The sequence below is a fragment of the Psychrobacter lutiphocae DSM 21542 genome, assembly GCF_000382145.1.
Classification (GTDB): domain Bacteria; phylum Pseudomonadota; class Gammaproteobacteria; order Pseudomonadales; family Moraxellaceae; genus Psychrobacter; species Psychrobacter lutiphocae.
In genome coordinates this window covers 23,049-42,273 of sequence record NZ_KB907648.1, presented here as the reverse complement: position 1 = coordinate 42,273, position 19,225 = coordinate 23,049, and the positions used below count along the sequence as shown (strand labels likewise).

Annotated in this window: 18 protein-coding genes; 5 read left to right on the top strand and 13 right to left on the bottom strand. The window is 42.3% G+C overall.

What is annotated here, in order from left to right; genetic code table 11:
• The 9 genes from H140_RS16525 to H140_RS0110045 all read right to left on the bottom strand — a co-directional run.
• A partial coding sequence (locus H140_RS16525) for a transposase (RefSeq protein ID WP_083932744.1) occupies positions 1–239 on the bottom strand: 239 nt, incomplete at its 3' end.
• A gap of 105 nt (positions 240–344) precedes the next feature.
• Positions 345–1,616: a DNA cytosine methyltransferase gene (locus tag H140_RS0110080; RefSeq protein WP_019673534.1), complete on the bottom strand. Its 1,272-nt coding sequence runs from the start codon at positions 1,614–1,616 to the stop codon at positions 345–347.
• 10 nt (positions 1,617–1,626) lie between these two features.
• Positions 1,627–2,790 (bottom strand): hypothetical protein, encoded by a 1,164-nt coding sequence (locus tag H140_RS0110075; RefSeq protein WP_019673533.1) that lies wholly within the window; start codon positions 2,788–2,790, stop codon positions 1,627–1,629.
• A gap of 261 nt (positions 2,791–3,051) precedes the next feature.
• On the bottom strand, positions 3,052–5,994 hold the full coding sequence (locus H140_RS0110070; RefSeq protein ID WP_019673532.1) for a valine--tRNA ligase: 2,943 nt from the start codon (positions 5,992–5,994) through the stop codon (positions 3,052–3,054).
• Between the two features lie 327 nt (positions 5,995–6,321).
• Entirely contained in the window at positions 6,322–6,822 is a 501-nt protein-coding gene (locus H140_RS0110065) for a YbjQ family protein (RefSeq protein WP_019673531.1), read from the bottom strand.
• A gap of 133 nt (positions 6,823–6,955) precedes the next feature.
• On the bottom strand, positions 6,956–7,405 hold the full coding sequence (locus H140_RS0110060) for a YbjQ family protein (RefSeq protein ID WP_019673530.1): 450 nt from the start codon (positions 7,403–7,405) through the stop codon (positions 6,956–6,958).
• Positions 7,406–7,441: 36 nt separating this feature from the next.
• A complete protein-coding gene (locus tag H140_RS0110055) occupies positions 7,442–7,993 on the bottom strand; it encodes a YecA/YgfB family protein (RefSeq protein WP_019673529.1) in 552 nt (183 codons plus the stop codon).
• Positions 7,994–8,065: 72 nt separating this feature from the next.
• Positions 8,066–8,308: a PA3496 family putative envelope integrity protein gene (locus tag H140_RS0110050; protein ID WP_019673528.1), complete on the bottom strand. Its 243-nt coding sequence runs from the start codon at positions 8,306–8,308 to the stop codon at positions 8,066–8,068.
• Positions 8,309–8,540: 232 nt separating this feature from the next.
• Positions 8,541–10,034, bottom strand: a complete 1,494-nt coding sequence (locus H140_RS0110045) for a hypothetical protein (RefSeq protein WP_019673527.1) — start codon at positions 10,032–10,034, stop codon at positions 8,541–8,543.
• Between the two features lie 99 nt (positions 10,035–10,133).
• Here H140_RS0110045 and serB point away from each other — a divergent pair, with 99 nt between their 5' ends.
• The 5 genes from serB to hemJ all read left to right on the top strand — a co-directional run bounded on the left by serB (position 10,134) and on the right by hemJ (position 14,980).
• Entirely contained in the window at positions 10,134–11,447 is a 1,314-nt protein-coding gene (gene serB, locus H140_RS0110040; RefSeq protein ID WP_019673526.1) for a phosphoserine phosphatase SerB, read from the top strand.
• A 388-nt stretch (positions 11,448–11,835) separates the two neighbouring features.
• Positions 11,836–12,324: an AciT family ciprofloxacin tolerance protein gene (gene aciT, locus H140_RS0110035; protein WP_019673525.1), complete on the top strand. Its 489-nt coding sequence runs from the start codon at positions 11,836–11,838 to the stop codon at positions 12,322–12,324.
• 246 nt (positions 12,325–12,570) lie between these two features.
• Complete coding sequence (locus H140_RS14455; protein WP_019673524.1) at positions 12,571–13,077, top strand: hypothetical protein; 507 nt, start codon at positions 12,571–12,573, stop codon at positions 13,075–13,077.
• Between the two features lie 247 nt (positions 13,078–13,324).
• Positions 13,325–14,452: a biotin synthase BioB gene (gene bioB, locus H140_RS0110025; RefSeq protein WP_019673523.1), complete on the top strand. Its 1,128-nt coding sequence runs from the start codon at positions 13,325–13,327 to the stop codon at positions 14,450–14,452.
• A 93-nt stretch (positions 14,453–14,545) separates the two neighbouring features.
• The gene (gene hemJ / locus H140_RS0110020) at positions 14,546–14,980 is read left to right on the top strand and encodes a protoporphyrinogen oxidase HemJ (protein ID WP_019673522.1); all 435 of its coding nucleotides are present in this window, start codon (positions 14,546–14,548) and stop codon (positions 14,978–14,980) included.
• 115 nt (positions 14,981–15,095) lie between these two features.
• Here hemJ and H140_RS14450 read toward each other — a convergent pair whose 3' ends face one another.
• The 4 genes from H140_RS14450 to H140_RS0110000 form a co-directional block, all read right to left on the bottom strand.
• A complete protein-coding gene (locus tag H140_RS14450; protein WP_019673521.1) occupies positions 15,096–15,743 on the bottom strand; it encodes a hypothetical protein in 648 nt (215 codons plus the stop codon).
• 162 nt (positions 15,744–15,905) lie between these two features.
• Positions 15,906–16,397 (bottom strand): hypothetical protein, encoded by a 492-nt coding sequence (locus H140_RS0110010; protein WP_019673520.1) that lies wholly within the window; start codon positions 16,395–16,397, stop codon positions 15,906–15,908.
• Positions 16,398–16,404: 7 nt separating this feature from the next.
• Positions 16,405–17,121 (bottom strand): ribonuclease PH, encoded by a 717-nt coding sequence (rph, locus tag H140_RS0110005; protein WP_019673519.1) that lies wholly within the window; start codon positions 17,119–17,121, stop codon positions 16,405–16,407.
• 245 nt (positions 17,122–17,366) lie between these two features.
• Entirely contained in the window at positions 17,367–19,133 is a 1,767-nt protein-coding gene (locus H140_RS0110000; protein ID WP_019673518.1) for an AMP-binding protein, read from the bottom strand.
• Positions 19,134–19,225: the final 92 nt, after the last annotated feature.

Genomic DNA, 19,225 nt, shown 5'->3' with positions numbered 1-19,225 from the left:
TGTAGTATTTTGTCCCATAGACCTGAGTGATTAGCTCGCCTAAAGAAACTCCATACTGTGGTGTAAGGCGGAAAGTCATTAGGAAGCAGACGCCACTGACAGCCTGTCTTTGTGATATAGAGTACCGCATTGACTAGCTCTCGCTTGTCCCATTTATAGCGCCGATGATGGCTAAAGTGAGGTTCAATGCGTCTCCATTGCTCATCGGTTAAGTCGGTTGGATATATCTTTCTATTCATGTGAGTATTTTAATTTACTTATCCTTGTGAATACAACTTCTTAGTTTAAATATTATAAAATATTGAGTATTTACAAAGCTCGAAAATTAAGCCTCATTCTAAAGCTCACTCGAGGGCATCTAAAAACTTAATACACTGCTTAGCAAGAGCACTGGCTAACTGTGGTGGTACTGCGTTACCTACATGCTCACAGCGCTTCGAATGGTTACCAATAAACTTATAGTCAATGGGGAAACCAGTAATTACAGCAGCCTCCCTAACTGTAATACTGCGGTGTTCGATCGGATGAACTGGAAAATTACTATGACCTGGTACTAAGGTTGGTGCTAATAAGTCCATTGATAATCGCATAGTATTGCCACGTGAATAAAAACTACTAATTTTTAGCTCATCAGGCAATTCATCCATACATTCTTGAATATTAGAACCTGCTTTAATATATTTAAATCTCTCTACAGTCTTTGGCGCATGGTTCATTGGACGGTTGTCAACATCTTCAGTATTAGTATAGTCAATAGCAGCTAATGCCTCACCAATACTAATAGGCTGTTTGAACTTAACATTCTCGATGCCCTCAAAATCTAGCTTTGTAGAGATTTCGCTAGAGTGATACTCTGGCATGGGATAAATAAAGCTATTAGGTAGATCTTTACGTATAGCTATAATAATTATACGCTCACGTTTAGTAGAAGAACCATACCAAGCTGAATTGAGAATTTTATGTGAAACATTATATCCAATCCTATCATAGATATGATACAAATCATCAAGAACAGATATAAGATAATTATTGTCTACTAACACTTTTAATAAACTTTCTTTTTCTTTACGTAATTCCGCTCCTCTTTTGAGAAACTCATCTGATATAGCACCTTTTTTACGTAAGTCCGCCTTTTGTCCTTTATAGTTTTCTAACGCTTGCCAGACAATGTCAACCCTATCTTTAATATCCTGAGGTGTATTTTCAGATAAAACCTTACCATTTGAGAATGCCTTAACATTCTCAATAATACTTATTTTGGGTTGTAAAACATCAACTAATTCCAGCTGTTTATGATAAAAATAGTTTCTCTCATCGTTTGGGGAACGTTCACCAGCCAAACTAAAGCCTTTACAAACAATTCCCCCCATCATTACGTCAAGCTCACCTCTGTCAAGCTTAATATTTTTCAATAAATTATCTGTATCAACATCTAAAATACTTTTACAGTCGACAAATGCACCTTCTTCAATCTCAGGATTATTGAGTAACAGTGTATCAATGCAATCTTGATTGTAATCATTTACATATACTGTTTTAAATCCGTTCTGCTTAAAACCAATATGGGAGCCACCAGCTCCCACAAAAGTTTCAAAAATTGTATAACTATTTTTCATGTTCCTCTCATTAACTTAAAAGTTTTCCCAACCTTGTTACATAATTATGAGCTTTGGTATGCATCTCAATTTTTCTAAGCAAGTAAGCATCTCTAAGTGAAGTAGGGTTATAGTTAAAAGTACGTTCTGTACTTCTTGGATCAAAATCAATGCAACCGAAATCATCACGCAATATATTCAACCACGATGATAAATAACGTGTATCAGACTGTGTGAAGTATAATATTTCTCTGCCATTATATAAATCTAAATAATCCTGCTTAATATCTGCTAGGGACTTATTTAAATTAAGATGATTTGAATCAAAATAGCTCATTAACTTGTCAATATAAGGATTGACATAAGATTTATACATTTCAAACAAAAACTCACTTACTTTCAAGCTACCATATTCCATACCTTTTTTTGTAGGCATATTATTACTATCTATAAACCCAAAAGAAGATAAACTAATAAAAGCATTGCGCCAGTTTCTGTTGTTGATTGAATCAGTTTCGCGCATTTTCTCTTCAATTTCATATCTATTCAGTTTTACTTCTTTATTAACTTTATAACTCAAATAACATAGATACTTTAAAAGCATATATATTTCAAAAAGGCGGTTGTCTCTAACATAATACTGGGAAATACTTGTAATATTATTAACCTTTGCATCTTCTAATGCTTTTAGCTCTTTTTTAGAAACTTCTCTAACTGCATTATTTACTTCATTAACTTCAATTATCTTAGTAGTATCAGGGTATTTAAAAAGCCCAACATTAAATAATTTGTTCTGAAATATGGAAGATGGAATAAATAAAACACTTTTGAATTCGGAACTATAACTACTATCAGATGGAGTACGATTAGAGGTAATACCCTTTTCCCAAAAGTATTCATATTGTAAAACCTGACCAATACCACGGACGTAACTAGTTAACCCAATATCAGCAGCCTTTACCTCAATAATCGCTTCGATTTGATTATCGTACACCAAAGTAAAATCAGCAATAATACCGTTTAAATATCTATCTTCATGAATAAGATTGAGAGCATCAAGAGAGGTTGGTAAGTCAAGAATAGATAGCAAATCAGACTTAATGTTATTATTACTAATAATCAGGTCATGAAAGTACCTTTCACGTACCGCTTCTTCTCGTAAGACTAATTCGTCAATGTCAATATGGTTAGCCACTAATCACCTCACTTTTGACCACTTACTAATATACTATTATAAGTCAATAAGGTTATTATACAACCATAGCATTTGATGTAAATTAAGATATAAAAGATGAAAACTCCTAAATAAATTAAAAATTTAGGCTTTTGCGCGAGGGACGAGCGCCGAGCAAAGTCATTAACAGTCGCCTACGCATGACCCGCATATTTCTCCCTGTCTAAATCAACAGATGCTGAGGCCATGCTTTTTAGGCTTTTGCTTTTTGTTTTGGCGCTTTTATAGCGCTTTTAACTGCTCAACTTGTTCACTCATCACCTTCAGTTGACTTTGTAACTCTTCAAGCTTAACCTTCTCGCCTGCAACCACGTCAGCTGGGGCTTTGCTGACAAACCCTTCGTTGGCCAGTTTGCGGGCGATGCCTTCGGCTTGCTTTTGTAGTTTTTCTTGCGATTTTGCGAGGCGTTTTAGCTCAGCGGTTGGGTCGATTAAGCCTTTCATCGGCACTAATACACGCAGTTTGCCGACCATGCTAGAAGACGATAACGGCACATCCTCCCCCTCGCCAACAATCGTTAAGCTCTCAACTTTGGCAAGCGCTTTGAATTGGTTTTCGATACGGCTGAGGCGTTCGGTTTGCTCAGTGGTGATGTTCTCAAGCAATACCGGCAAGCGTACTGCGTTGCCCAGTTTCATCTCGCCGCGAATGTTGCGCACGCCAGCAATCAGCTCTTGTAGCCAGGTCATGTCGGTTTCGACTTGGGCGTTGACTTGCGATTCATTGACGCTAGGGAAGTCGGCAATCATGATGCTGTCGGTGGTTTTGCGATTTAATAATGGCGCAACTGTCTGCCAAATCTCTTCGGTCAGATACGGCATGACAGGATGGGTAAAGCGCATCGCCGTCTCTAATACGTGCAGTAACACGTAGCGAATCTGAGCCTTACGCTCATCGGCAACGCTGTCATCATTAAGGCTGGCTTTGGCAAGCTCAACATACCAGTCACAATATTCATTCCAGATAAAGTCATAAATATCATGGCTGACCATGTCCAAACGGAACTGCTCAAAATGCTGATGGATATTGCTAATGGTTGAGTTCAGTCGGCTGATAATCCACTTCTCTGGTAGCTCCCAAACGTCTGGATTGGCTTGGCCATCAATGGGTAAGGCGTTGCCTTCTTTGTCGATACAGTTCATCAACACAAAACGGCTGGCGTTCCAGATTTTATTCGCAAAGTTGCGGTAGCCTTCAACTCGTTTTAGGTCAAAGTTGATGTCACGGCCGGTGCTTGCCAGCGAGGTGAAAGTAAAGCGCAGCGCATCGGTACCATAAGACGGAATGCCTTCTGGGAACTCCTTTCGGGTTTGCTTTTCAATCTTGGCCGCATCTTTTGGATTCATCATATTGCTGGTGCGCTTGGCAACCAAGGTTTCAAGATCAATACCGTCAATTAAGTCGATCGGATCTAGTACGTTACCCTTAGATTTTGACATCTTCTGACCTTGGCCATCACGCACCAGACCATGCACATATACCGTCTTAAATGGAATTTGTGGGGTGCCGTCAGCATTTTTCATAAAGTGCATGGTCAGCATAATCATGCGAGCGACCCAGAAGAATATGATGTCAAAGCCCGTCACCAACACGCTGGTTGGGTGGAAGGTTTCGAGCACTTTTTTGTCCGCTTGTGGATCGCCCCAACCTAGGGTGCTAAACGTCCATAAACCTGAGCTAAACCAAGTGTCTAACACGTCTTCATCTTGGCGCAGTTCAACACTATCATCTAGCTTGTACTTAGTGCGTACTTCGGCTTCGTCACGGGCAACATAGATGTTGTCATCATTGTCATACCAAGCAGGGATGCGATGCCCCCACCACAGTTGACGACTGATACACCAGTCTTGAATATCTCTCATCCATGACATATACATGTTTTTGTATTGCGCTGGTACAAACTCGATGTCGCCATTTTCTACCGCTTCGATAGAAGGTTTGGCAAGCTCTTCAACTGCCACATACCATTGGTCGGTTAACCAAGGCTCAACGATGACGCCACTACGATCGCCACGTGGCGCTTTGAGCTGATAATCTTCGATATCTTCTAGCCAGCCCTCTTCTTTGGCTTGCGCCACCAACTGCTTACGAGCTTCAAAGCGCTCAAGACCAACATATGCCTCTGGTGTAGTCTCTAGCTGTGGATCTCGAGTTTGCAAATCTGGATAAATCTGCATTTCAGGCAAGATATGTGCATATTTATCAAAAATATTAATCAGTGGTGTGTTATGACGACGTCCAAGCTCATAGTCATTAAAATCATGCGCTGGGGTAATCTTCACCACACCCGTACCAAAGTCGCTTTCGACATAATCATCGGCAACGATCGGTACTTCACGGCCAGTAATTGGCAGGGTGATGGTTTTGCCTACAAGGTGGGTATAACGCTCATCTTTTGGATTGATCGCCACCGCAGTATCGCCTAGTAGCGTCTCTGGACGGGTAGTAGCAACCACCACATAGTCTTTGCCGTCTTGGGTCGTTACTGATTTGTCAGTAAAATAATAGCGAAAATGCCACAATGAGCCTTTTTCGTCATGGTTTTCTACTTCTAGGTCAGACAGTGCGGTCTGAAACTTAGGATCCCAGTTCACCAAACGTTTACCACGATAAATTAAGCCTTCGTCATGCAGACGCACAAACACTTCTTTCACCGCATTAGACAAGCCTTCATCCATCGTAAAGCGTTCACGTGACCAATCTACCGAACTACCAAGACGGCGAATTTGGCTGGTGATGTTACCGCCCGACTCTTCTTTCCATTCCCACACTTTATCAATAAAGTCTTCACGACTCATGTCCGTACGCTTAATACCTTCGGCATTTAGACGGCGCTCAACGACCATCTGTGTTGCAATACCTGCGTGGTCTGTACCTGGTTGCCATAGCGTATTGTCACCCAGCATACGGTGATAGCGGGTTAGCGAATCCATGATGGCGTTATTAAAGCCATGCCCCATGTGCAATGACCCAGTGACGTTTGGCGGTGGCAAGGCGATTGAAAAAGACGTATCGCTATCAAAACTTGGCTTAAAATAGCCACTGTCTTCCCAGCGCTGATACATGCCCTTCTCGACTTCACTTGGGTTGTATGCATTTTCTAATTGCTTCAGTGCCGATTGAATGGATGCTGTCAGATTGCTATTTGTATTGGGATTGCTCATAATTTGAATATCTTTTAGTTTGTTTGTTAAAAGGTTTGTATGTTGATTAGATTACAAGGGGCTATATAACCAGAGAGTTACTAAACGCAGTGTCTCGCTAAGCCTACATGTGTAGTACTTGCACTCGGTTGCCTTGTCACCCTTTTAGGCTTCTTTCATTATAAATAAAAAACATTCGATACAAGAATGAATAGATTGATTTTAACTCAGAATGCTAGGGTTTGTTAATTATTCAGGAAGCTTAATGCGTTGATAGCGCTAAGTCGATTAAACGCTGGTGACACAAACTTATATGCTATACCTACAAACACCAATGCTAAACATATCCTAAGCCATGGCCGTATGCAACGGTGGTGGTATCTTTGGATTGTCCACTGTATAAACTGCTGTACCATAGGCAATGGCTTCAACCATACCGCCAGTAATATTAATATTGGTCACCTCCAAACGTAAACCAAACACCTGATTGTAGCCCAAAAACTGCGCTTCTAGCTTCATCCGCACCACAGCTTCTCGGCGGGCACGATCCAGTAAGGTCTCATAGGTGGTTAGGTTTTTGCCAAAGATATTAAGTATTCTGGCCACAATCATTTTAAAATAATCTTGCGCAATCACCACACTCCCTATGACCAAGACCCCTTGAGTACCTTCAGCAATTTTAGGCTGATAGAAGCGCTCGCTTGAAACAATGATATGTCCCAGCTCTTTTTCGGCAACCGCTAGCTTTTTTAGATGATCATGTTCATTATAACGACCAAATACCCAGCCCAATATAAACAGCCCAATAATAATGCTGTTGTTAAGTAAAAAATTAAGCAGTATCTCCATCCACTTTTGCCCTTAATCTACCGGTTAGCTGCTATTAGCAATCGCCGTTCGTTCAGCCCAATTAACCTTACTCTAACCAGACTTTGCCAAGCAAAGCTGTCATCAGGATCTGCCAAATAAAGCACGGTGTTACTTAAAGTTGATCCGTATTGGCGTTGGCTGACGAGCCTGGCAAAGGTGGGACATCTGATGACTCTGATTCAAAAGTCGGCTCAGATGATAGTGGCGGTGGCGCAGTGACGGATTGAGGTGGGTTGTTATTAGGCACGACTCTCACTGCTGTCCCATATACGAATAACTCAGAAGCACCTTGCGCAATGCTTGAAGTCGAAAATCGCAAGCCCACAATGGCATCTGCGCCCAAGGCTTGTGCTTTGACCAACATACGATCTATCGCTTCTTGGCGAGACTCTTCTAGCAGTTCGGTATAAGCGGTAAGCTCACCACCGACGATGTTTTTTAAACTAGCAAAGATATCTTTGCCGACATGCTTTGAACGCACCGTACTGCCATATACCACATCCAATCTTTCGGTTATGGTATAGCCAGGAAGGTGTTCAAGATTAGATAACAGTACGCTCATAGTAAACTCTTTGATGTCATAGATCTTTTCAAGAGATTATTCTTCTGTATGGAATAATAAAAATAACTCAGTTAAATTACCTTCGATGCTATTTGCCATTTGTGCCAACGCATCGTCATCACGACGAATTGCAGCTAAGCCCTCATCCTCTTCGCCATCCACCGTGTCTATACCACTAAACACCATCATAGGAAGAGTGAGCATAGCAACATCTTCACTGATCTCTTCATCGCTAAACCAATCTACGTTTTCATCACCATACATGGCATCAACAAAGCCAATTGACCAAGCCGTTAGCTCAGACTCAGGTGAAAAGTCCATTTCGCCAGACTCTTCGTCAAACTCTAATGGCAGCGCAATGCCCTCTTCACTTTGTAGGTCACCTAACATCTCCTCACGCCAGTTGATAATGGCATTTTTGATATCAGTAGCCACTTTATCCTCTTGACCTTCAAACAAATGGGATAGCCAGTTGGGCAGTGGCATGCCGACTATGGTTGCCGTCAAAAAACCATGAGTAGCAATGCTATCTAACCCATATTCATTGGCATCAGAGTTGAGGTAATCTTGTAAATCGTATAAGGTCATGATGGTCTCTTTTTTTTATCAAGGTCTATTGGCTACAAATAAAATGCGGTTAGCTTTTGCCAACCGCAAGTGTTAATCGTCATCATCGTCGAAATCGTCATCATCGTCGAAATCGTCATCAAAGTCATCGTCAAAGCCATCTTTTAGCTCACGGGCCAAACGCTTTTCTTCTAACATATTATCAATAAGACGACGCTTTTCAAGACTGGTTAGACGTGCCGCTTCAGCTTCTGCTTCCACTTCATCAACTTTTTTTGCATCATCATCATCTTCAAAGTTATCATCATCGAAATCATCAAGATCATTATCACTCATGTCTGCTTCCTCTTATCCTAATGGTCTGATTGACCGAGTAAATAGTAATGGCCACTCTTAGCTATTGATGTTATTGCTACTGTATTAACAACACCTTCTAAAAGTAGCTGCTTCAAGAATCAAGCGGTCGAATTCTATACAGCCCTGCTCAAATAGGCAATAGCTGAAGACTCGCTGGCAATATATCCAGTTTATAATATCGCCAGCTAACGACACATAAACCGCTGATCTATTAGCTTAACGCTGATAATAACACCCCATCACGCACGTTAATTAAGCGTTGCATCATAGAGTCACTTACCCCATCTAAATGGGCACAGTCACGCTCATACACAGTGGTTGGATTCTTCAAGCTACTCAACTGAATCAAGCCGCGTAACTGTTTAATACCTTCAACTGGCAATAAAGTCAAGATATCATTAGCTTTCGCATTATTTAGCATCAGATGCTGTAACTTATCACTACTCTCTTGGTCACTCACTCCCACCATGATCTCAAGCGCAAAACGCTGTAACTCTCGATGTTTCATATAAGTGACCTGATTAAGCATTACATAAGCTTTGGCAAGCATCATCGCTGCTAAGCCTACCTTACTATGACTGGTCGTGCCAATAAATTCAACCGTTGCTCCATTTTCATCAAATATAGGCTTATTTTTTAATTTAATACCAAATAATATTTGCTGCTTTAACAATTCTTCAATGGTGCGCTCTAGTAGCTGGGTACATAGTGCAAAATAAGGCTCTGACTTTTCATGCGCCAAAGTCTTTAACAAAGAATTCGGGTCATAAAAGTGAATCTGCACACTGGCTACCTTCAAAGCTCTGTCCGCTACTAAGGCTTTTGTCGCACCATCACTATTACTGTTGTGTTCAGCACCGTTTGCACTTAGGCTACCGTTTGCACTTAGGCCACCGTTTGCACTTAGACCACCTTCAGAACTGACGCTACCAGCACTATAATCGACAGGAAGATGCTCGTTAGGTTGACTACTACTCCGCTGCAAAGCACTCTGCCCTATGGCTGGGTCTGTCTTTGCGCTATTATCTACTGGTATCTTAGTATCACCAGTCTCAGTTGAGTCTTGATGTGCTTTGATATAGTCACCAAGTGCTTGATGTATATTCAAGCCAGCTTGCCCTGATGTGCTTGTGGCTGTGGATACGCCTTGCCCAGCTATGGGTAACCGATTTTGGCGAATCAAATAATCTTGCACTTCACGGCTTAATGCTGCCAATTGTGCTCGTGTTGGACGTGCAATATAACCATACAGCAGCCAAATTAATAAATGGGTGATAAACGATCCCAAAATAAACAGCCACTGAGACGCAATTATCTCGCCATTACTGGTCTTACGTAGTGTCATCTGTACCGAGCCAATCACCGTATCACCTAAGATCACTGGCTGCTCGATATTATCACCTTCAAGCATTTGTGCTTGCCCAGTTTGTAATAGCACTTCGTTGTCGATATCTTTGATGGTCAAGCTGGCCACATTATTTTCACTGGTGTAACGTCCAGTTAAAACACTCAAGCTGACCTTATCTTTACTTAATAAAGGTAGCTTCACCTCTTCAATCAGCTGCACTAGCATGCGCTCACCTGTTTGCATCTTGAGCTCATCGATTTGTTGACTGCTACTGATCAACAACAAAAGTGTCTGTATAAAAAAGCTGATAAGAATAATTATGGCAAACAAGCCTTGCCGTGGCGCTAAATAGGTCATGTTATGCTAAACTTTTGTTAATAGGTAGGGGGTGCGCTATTTTTGAGCACGCTCTATTATTCCTAATCTTGCTTACGCTTACAAGGGGCAACGCTCACCATGACAAAAAATACTACAACTAATTACCAAAATAATGCCATTTTGACCACGCAAACGGACATTAACGTGGCAAGTGACAATCAAAACTTAGCAAATTTTGCAAGCTTTGGCGCAGGCATGACCGCTCATTTGCAATCTTGGCTGACCGCCTTACAAAAAGCCAACGACTTATTGCCACAACAATTACGCTTTGATGATGTGCAACTGCAATGTAGCCAAAAAATTGCCGGCCAAATCTCGCTCAGCTTAATCGAGCAATTAGAGGCCTTGCCCGTATTTGCACTCTCCGTGGTGGTGCAAAAACAAGCACTCATCACCCCTGATAATGCAGACGCTGACAAAAAGACTGCGTTTGAAACACATATTGACGGCTGGTCACAACAAAACCCGTCCTGGCAACTTATCAAGGTGGCGCACAATACCGATGAGCTACAAGACATCAGTGGTAGTGATCGCTTAACGCCTGTCCTCACCTACCGCTATATCTTAATGCCAACCGATACCGCAACTATGCAACCAGGCAAAAAAGCCGCCGCCGCTCGTTTGCTAGATGATGGTATGACCTCACACCTACGTCAATTTATCGCCACCTTACCGATTACAGATAAGCTTGGCGGTGATGCAGCCATTGACTGTCATATCGTGTCCTTAGCCAAAATGTTACGCCCACACAAGGTGGCGGTATTTGATATGGATTCAACCTTAATTGAGCAAGAGGTGATTGTTGAGCTGGCCAAACATGCCAATATCGGTGACCAGGTCAGTGAAATTACTGAATCTGCCATGCGTGGCGAGATAGATTTTGACACCTCTTTTAGCCAGCGTGTGGCATTATTAGAAGGGCTATCCACCGAGGTATTAGATACTATCCAAGACAAGCTTAGCTTGTCAGCAGGAGCTCGTACCCTAATCGCTACCTTAAAGTCGCTCGATTATCATACAGTGTTAGTCTCTGGCGGATTTACCTACTTCGCCCAGCGTATCGCGAAAGAGCTTGGTATCGATGAGGTCTATGCCAATGAGCTAGATATAGAAGATGGTATTGTTACTGGCAATGTTGTCCTGCCTATTGTGAATGGGGAGCGTAAAGCCGCTATCGTTGAGCAGGTAACTAAGCGTATGGGAATTTCAACAGCACAAGCGATCTGTGTCGGTGATGGAGCCAACGACCTAGCCATGATGGCGATTGCCGATATTGGTGTGGCATACCATGCCAAACCAATTGTCCGTGCCCGTGCCGATGCAGCCATTAATGCCACTGGACTTGAAGGGGTGCTCTATGTACTAGGGTATTCAGCACAAGACTTGCTTTAAGCGAGCTGTATACAGCCTCTAGCAAAAAGCCAGACTTCTACTTTTGTGGCTGTGGAGTCTGGTTTTTTTATTTACTCAATTTAAATTATCTGCTTACAGCGTTGATTTGGTAAAAAGATGGATGTCAACATAAAACACCAACAATTGACACAGTTTTTTAACAATTTTTTTTAGCAATTAATTTTTTTGCGAACATTATGAATTATCTAGCCTACACACCCGAGTCGATTTTTTAAAAAAAATAAACGACAACTGCTGTCGTAAATTCGCCAGATAGTCTTTGTATTTTCATAAAACATCTGCATAATAACAAGTAACCAATCGCAACAATCAACACAGATGACTCATACTTAGTCTGTCTTTGTTGACCGTTCATGAGGCAATTAACATGGCAATTCTTACCATTATGGCGACTAGTCACACGGGTTCTACCAGCGCATTTACTTGGTCCACACTAGGCTTTGTGCTGCTTACTATCGGCTTAATCGCCACCTTTTTTTCAGACCGCCGCTACTTGCTTGGCTACTTATTTGCAGGCATGAGCTACTGGATTGTTATTGAAGGCATTCAATCAATTCTTATCAATATCACAGCCCTCAGCAAAGGCTACAGCTATGTCGCTGCATTGCTTATAACTTGGGTTACCCTAGCTGCATTTATTGGCTACCGCTACAAACAATACGCCAAACAAAACCGAGCAACAGTTAAACGTGGTGTTGAACCATTACCCCCTCGGCGTCAAGTCGTGCATAAGGTAAATACCGCAGCTCATAAACCGGTATTTATGCGTAACAGTGCAAAAGTACGTAAGCAACAAGATAAGTACATTGAGCACACCCCTATTTATAACAATTACAAGCCACGTTTTCGCAATTAACTGATTGCTAACGGCAACCTGCCCTTCATATAGCAGTTATGAAAAGCTTTATTCAAACAAAGTCTCGTCAATAGATGGGGCTTTGTTTTATTTGGTTTGGGTTTTGTTTTCATTTTTGTTTTAATAAACCTTGAGTTTGCATAAGTTCTAAAATTAATGTCAAAATAACTTGCAGACTGTTGAAGAAGACGGTATAAAGCATTATATCTGCACCTACTTCACTTACTTTTTAATCTGGATTTAACCATGTTTACGCTTCCTATTTTAGACATCAAACCCAATCCATTAGACGCTCTACTGGCTGCGATCGGTATCCGCTTGACCATGCTTACCAAAAGCAAAAACCCTGAGATTCAACAACTATTAAATGAGCGTAAAATTAGCATCGAGTTTGGTAGTAAAACAGATGGTATTGCCCGTTACTATGTCTTTGACACAGGAACCTTCAAACAGTACGCTGGTACTGCTAATCAGCCACGCCTACGCATTGACTTCAAAGACTCTATGACAGGTGTAAAACTGCTTACCGCTGGTGACATGGCCGCCTTTATGAGCGCTATTCAAGACAAAGAAATGACGGTTGAAGGTGATTACAGCCTGCTAATGTGGTTTGGCCAATTGGCAAAATATATCGTGCCAGAGATACCAGATGAGGTAAAGCCTCTGTTAGAAAAAGCTCGTCCTTTTGCAGAAAAAGCACAAGGCTTGGTGGCACAAGTCATTAGTAAAGCCAGCAATAAGCACTCACGCTAAGATACGCTGGTAAATAATTGGTTGCTATTAAGCCGTTACTATTAATTAATAGCTGTTAAATAGTTGATAGCTGTTAAATAGCTTATGCGCCTAAGTAGCATCTACTTGGGCGTTTTTGTTTGCGCGTTTTTATTAGCCCGTTTTTTTCAATTTTTTTAAACGTTTTTGTTTTGGCTACTTCGTTGTTAGAATACGATAACCAAATACAACAACTAAAAACAATAACTAAAAAGAACAAAGGACTGATATGAGAATCTTAGCCAACATTAAAGAGCCCGGCACCAGCACCTGCTTAAACCAGCAAGCAACAGACAGCCAAGCGCAACAACCCGCAGCTAACACAGTGAATAACCTAGATAATAGCACCACAAACACAACAAGCCGTGAGCGCATTGCCCAGCTGTTTGACTTACCCTTAATGGACTTACTGCTACAAGCGCAAAACGTACACCGCCAGCACTTTAACGCCAATGAAGTACAAATTAGCACCCTACTGTCGATCAAAACCGGCAACTGCCCAGAAGACTGTGGCTACTGCTCACAATCTGGTCACCACAGAGACAAAACCGGCTTGCAAGCAGAAAAGCTATTGGCCATCCAAAAAGTACTCACTGCGGCAAAACAAGCCAAAGCCTCAGGTTCTTCACGCTTTTGTATGGGTGCAGCTTGGAAACATCCCAGCGCCAAGGATATGCCCTATCTGGTTGAATTAATTAAAGAAGTCAAAGCATTGGGACTTGAAACTTGTATGACCTTAGGTATGCTAGACTCACAGCAAGCCGAGCAGCTGGCCGAGGCTGGGCTGGATTATTACAATCACAACTTAGATACCTCACGCCGCTATTATGATGAAGTAGTCAGCACCCGCAGCTATGATGAACGCTTGCAAACACTGGCACACGTACGCCAATCTGGCATCCATGTTTGTAGTGGCAGCATTGTTGGGATGGGAGAAAGTCGCGAAGATCGTATTGATTGGGTGTATGAGCTGGCAAGTATGCCCTTACCGCCAGAATCTATACCAGTAAACTTGCTGGTACCGATTAAAGGAACGCCTTTGGGTGATAAGGTTTTAAAAAAAGGTCAACTCCCTGTTTTGGAATGGATACGCACCATTGCCGTCACCCGCATCTGTTGTCCAACCAGCTATGTGCGCTTGTCAGCAGGGCGTGAAAGCTTGTCTGATGCGGAGCAAGCCTTAGCTTTTATGGCAGGTGCTAACTCTTTTTTTTATGGTGATAAGCTGTTAACCACCAATAATGCCAGTCAATCGAATGATGATAGACTAATGCAAATGTTAGGGCTCACCGCAACCAGCGCAAAGCCAAAGCTTACAGTGACCGATGCTGTCAGTGGTGAGCAGGCGCACATTTAAGTTTTAAGCCTTAACCTTTAATGTTAAATATTTAAGCTTTAAACGACAACCTTTAAAGCAAGCAAACCCATCTTTAAGTGAGTAAAATAAGTTATGGCAGAATATTTAAACTGGATAAAAGCGGCACACGTTATCGCCATGGTGTGCTGGTTTGCCGCTATTTTCTATTTACCAAGGCTGTTTGTGTATCATGCCATGAGTGAGGATAAAGTCAGTCAAGAGCGCTTTGAGCTGATGGAGCGCAAACTGTATCGCGGCATTATGACGCCCTCTATGATTGCCACTTGGCTATTGGGCTTGTGGATGTTGTATATAGGCTGGGATGTTTATAAAACGCAAGTTTGGCTACACCTGAAGCTGTTATTAGTCGTACTCCTATCAGCTTATCACGGGATTTGTGGTGCTTATCGCAAAAAACTAATTGACGACCCTCACTACAAAAGCCACGTGTTTTGGCGCTGGTTTAACGAGCTACCAGTATTTATCTTAATTGCTGTTGTGATTTTGGTAATCGTCAAGCCCTTTTAATCAGTTTCAAACGATAGCAACTTTTGTCAATGAAGCTAGAGTCTGTTGATATGCTATCAAGGTCGCCTAACCTATCTTGCAAGGTCGCCTAACCTATCTAGCAAGATTACATAGCCTATCTTGGTCGCATAATATTGTAGGTATGCGACACATCATAGACCTTATAGCGGGCAGGCTCTTGGCGGTTTTCGCCAGCATAGCTTAAGATTAACGCTTGATTGGCTTGACGATCTAGCCAACCGACAAACAAGCCGCTGTGCTCGACATCATTATAACTGTGATTGACATAATACAACCAGTCGCCCGGCTGTATCTCATTGGTGTCAACAAAGGGACCATAGGGATACTCGCCTTTAAATACCGTATCGCGTGTCACCCCTGCCCGCATAAAGGCAGCATTTAGATAGTCCCAGCATGAGCCATTGATAATTTCTTTGTGATCTAACGTCATTTGGCGCACAGTTTGTAATACTTGTTTACTAGCAGGGGTGGCCTGTTGCTCGGCTAAATATAGGGTATCTATATGTGCAACATCAATATTCGGTGCTGTGGCATAGCTTTGATAAAAATGCTGTGTGGCAGTGATCGTAGAAGGCGTGGGTGTGCTAGCTAAAAAAGACTGGGTCTTGAGCTGAATAAGGTCTGCTAGATCATCGGCATTGGCAGTTAATGGACTAATCAAAGCCGCACATAAGATTGCGCTGGCGATTGACTGTGGCTGTCGAATAGATAGCATCAGCTTAGCGATTGTGTGTTTATCCATCTCATCACCTTCTATCTCTATTAAAACCCCTTCTTGTCTTTATCAAAAATTAGCTAAGAGTATTAGACTAATTATTAGTGCTGTTTCTAGTTTTGATTCTGGTGTCGATTCCGGTGTTGCTGGTGTTGTCCGACATCTTGCTTTAGTATATCAACGACTGATTTAAGACGACTGCATCTTAATATTAGCATGACGTTTACCAAACTGCTGTCCTTCCAAAATGGCCTGCATCACTTGCGCTTCTTTTGCCGCATCAAAGCCTGTCACCTGACAGGTCACTTGGCCTTGTGCATCTTTAATCAACAAAGTACTCCCATTGACCGTCACCACCTCATCGGCTTGTATCACAATACGCTGGGCTTGCCCCATCCAATTGTGTACAAACTGACCTGGTTGCACTTTGACAATGCCAGCACTGATTTGGGTGGCCGTCCCCTTTTTTTGTCGGTTACGTCGTTTGTTAAATATAAAACTAAATACCACCAAGGCAGCCAGCGCCCCTATTGCCAAACGCTCTGGCAAAAGACTCATCGCCATTGCCACGCCAATAGCACCAAATAATAAAGCCACAGCAAACCAAAACAACCCATCACCTGTGCCACGCGCCTTGCCAGATAAGGTGATATTGGCTCCATTATCAGTAATTTGTAGCATGACTGACCTACCAACCTAAGGCTGTTTGTTGCAGCTTAACCAAGTCGGCAATACCCACTTCTGCCATCGCTAACATTTTATCGGCTTCCGCACGGGTAAAAGGTTTTTCTTCCGCTGTACCTTGGATTTCAATAAACTCACCCTTTTGGGTCATGACCACGTTCAAGTCTGTGTCACAGTTTGAATCTTCAGCGTAGTTTAAATCAAGCAATACCTCGCCATCTTTGACACCAACCGATACCGCTGCTACCAACCCGATTAACGGGTCTTCTTTTAGTTTTTTCTTTTGTTGTAGCACCTCTAATGCATCAATTAAGGCAATAGCTGCGCCTGTGATACTGGCAGTACGGGTACCACCATCGGCTTGTATAACATCACAATCAAGATAGATGGTACTTTCACCCAGCTTATTGAGATCTACCATGGCACGCAGGCTACGGCCAATCAGACGTTGGATTTCTTGGGTGCGTCCTGACTGCTTGCCACGAGCGGCTTCACGTTGATTGCGGGTATTGGTGGCACGTGGCAACATACCGTATTCGGCAGTCACCCAGCCTTGGCCTTGACCTTTTAACCAGCGTGGTACACCTGACTCAACACTGGCAGTGCACAGCACTTTGGTATCGCCAAAGCAGACTAGGACCGAGCCTTCTGCATGTTTGGTGTAGTTGCGTTCAAAAGTTACTTGGCGAAGTTGATCTGGCTGGCGGTTGTCTATACGCATTACTAAGTTGTTTCCTATATAAATACTGGCTCTAAAAGCAAGCGGCAAAGAGCGTCTTACTTTCAAAAAACAGTATAAGTTTTTATTTGTTAGTTTTTAACACCATTGATGATAAAGCAATAACAACACAATGAAAAGAGGAAGACGGCGCCCTCCCCTTTTTGTTGCTCGCATCATCTCTCGCACTGGCTTAAGTCTGTCGATATGAGTTTGACTTAATTTAATGCACCTTAGTCTAATGTGATTTAGTCTAAGCCTTCCATTTTACGCAACTCTTTACGTAATATTTTGCCCACGTTTGATTTTGGTAGCTCATCGACAAACTGTACATGACGAGGACGTTTATAGCCAGTCAGCTGTTTTCTACCAAACTTTAATAGCTCTTTTTCAGTCACATTTGAGCCTTTCTTTTTCACGACAAAAATCTTCGGCTCTTCGCCACGCTCTTCACTTGGAATGCCAATAGCACCTACTTCTAGCACATCTGGATGCTGTGCCATCGCCTCTTCAATCTCATTTGGATAAACATTAAAGCCAGAAACCAAGATCATATCTTTTTTACGATCTACAATTTTGATAAAGCCTTTTTCATCCATAATACCGATGTCACCAGTTTTGAAATATCCATCATCAGTGAAAGTATCTTTAGTCTCTTCTGGACGATTTTGATAGCCAACCATTACCTGTGGACCTTTGACACAGATTTCACCACGCTCAGCAATGGGCATCACATTGCCATCGTCATCAATTAAGATCACATCCGTATCTGGCGCAGGCACCCCAATTTTGGCGGTAAATTCAGAAATATTCATCGGGTTAAAGCTCACCACAGGCGAGGTTTCTGATAGACCATAGCCTTCAACAATTGGCAAGCCAGTAGCATCATGCCAAGCTTTTGCCACACTCGGCAACACCGACATACCACCACCGATGGATGCTTTTAGGTTTGAAAAATCCAAGTCTTTGAACTTTTCATGATTGACCAAGCCATTAAACAAGGTATTTACTGAAGGAATAAAGGCAGGCTTGTATTTGCCCATCTCTTTAATCAAACCATCCAAATCACGTGGGTTTGGAATCAATAAGCCAGTACAACCTTCATACATAGCATACATGCCACACACCATAAAGGAGAACACATGATAGAGCGGTAATGCAGTTAAAATGACCTCACCGCTGGCCATATCACCAAAGGCGGCATCCATGACCGCATTAATTTGTAGCATATTGGCAATTAAGTTGCCGTGGGTCAACATCGCCCCTTTGGCAACACCTGTGGTACCGCCAGTATATTGCAACAAGGCCACATGGCTTAAATCCAGCTCAGGACGCTTGTATTGATGTGCTGATACCGCATCTAAGACATGTTTAAAGCTGACACTGTTTGGTAGCGAAAAGCTTGGCACCATTTTTTTGACATGGCGCACCACAAAGTCCACCACAAAGCCACGTACCATACCCAGCATATCACCCATGCTAGAAATAATCACATGCTCAACATCCCCTTTATCTTGCACGTCTTGGAAGGTCTTGGCAAAGTTTTCAACAATAAAGATGGCTTTTGCACCACTGTCATGAATCTGATGTTCAAGCTCACGGCTGGTATATAGTGGATTAACATTGACTAAGATCATACCAGCACGTAGCACACCCAACGCCACCACAGGATATTGCAGCACGTTTGGCATCATCACTGCCACTTTATCACCGACGCTCAATCCTAAAGACTGCAAGTAAGCAGCGATTTGACGGCTATAATTGTCTAGCTCACGATAGGTAATCGAGGCACCCATGCAGATATAAGCATCGCGGCTGGCATAACGGGAAAAGTTGCGCTCAAACACTTCCAGTAGCGAGGTATCATCTGCTGGCTTTTCGATATGATCGGCAATGCCATAGCGCTCATAAGAGGCTAACCAAGGACGGTCACTTGGAATATCAGGGTAAGTTGGAAAGGTGCCATGTAGCTCACTGACGGGAGAGGTTTGATTGGCATTTGTATCTGTAGTCATGAAGTTACCTGTAATGTATATTGTTTATATATATGATTTTACTAAATGAATTATATGGTTATCTAGTTTACTACGTGTTAATTGAGTTGGAT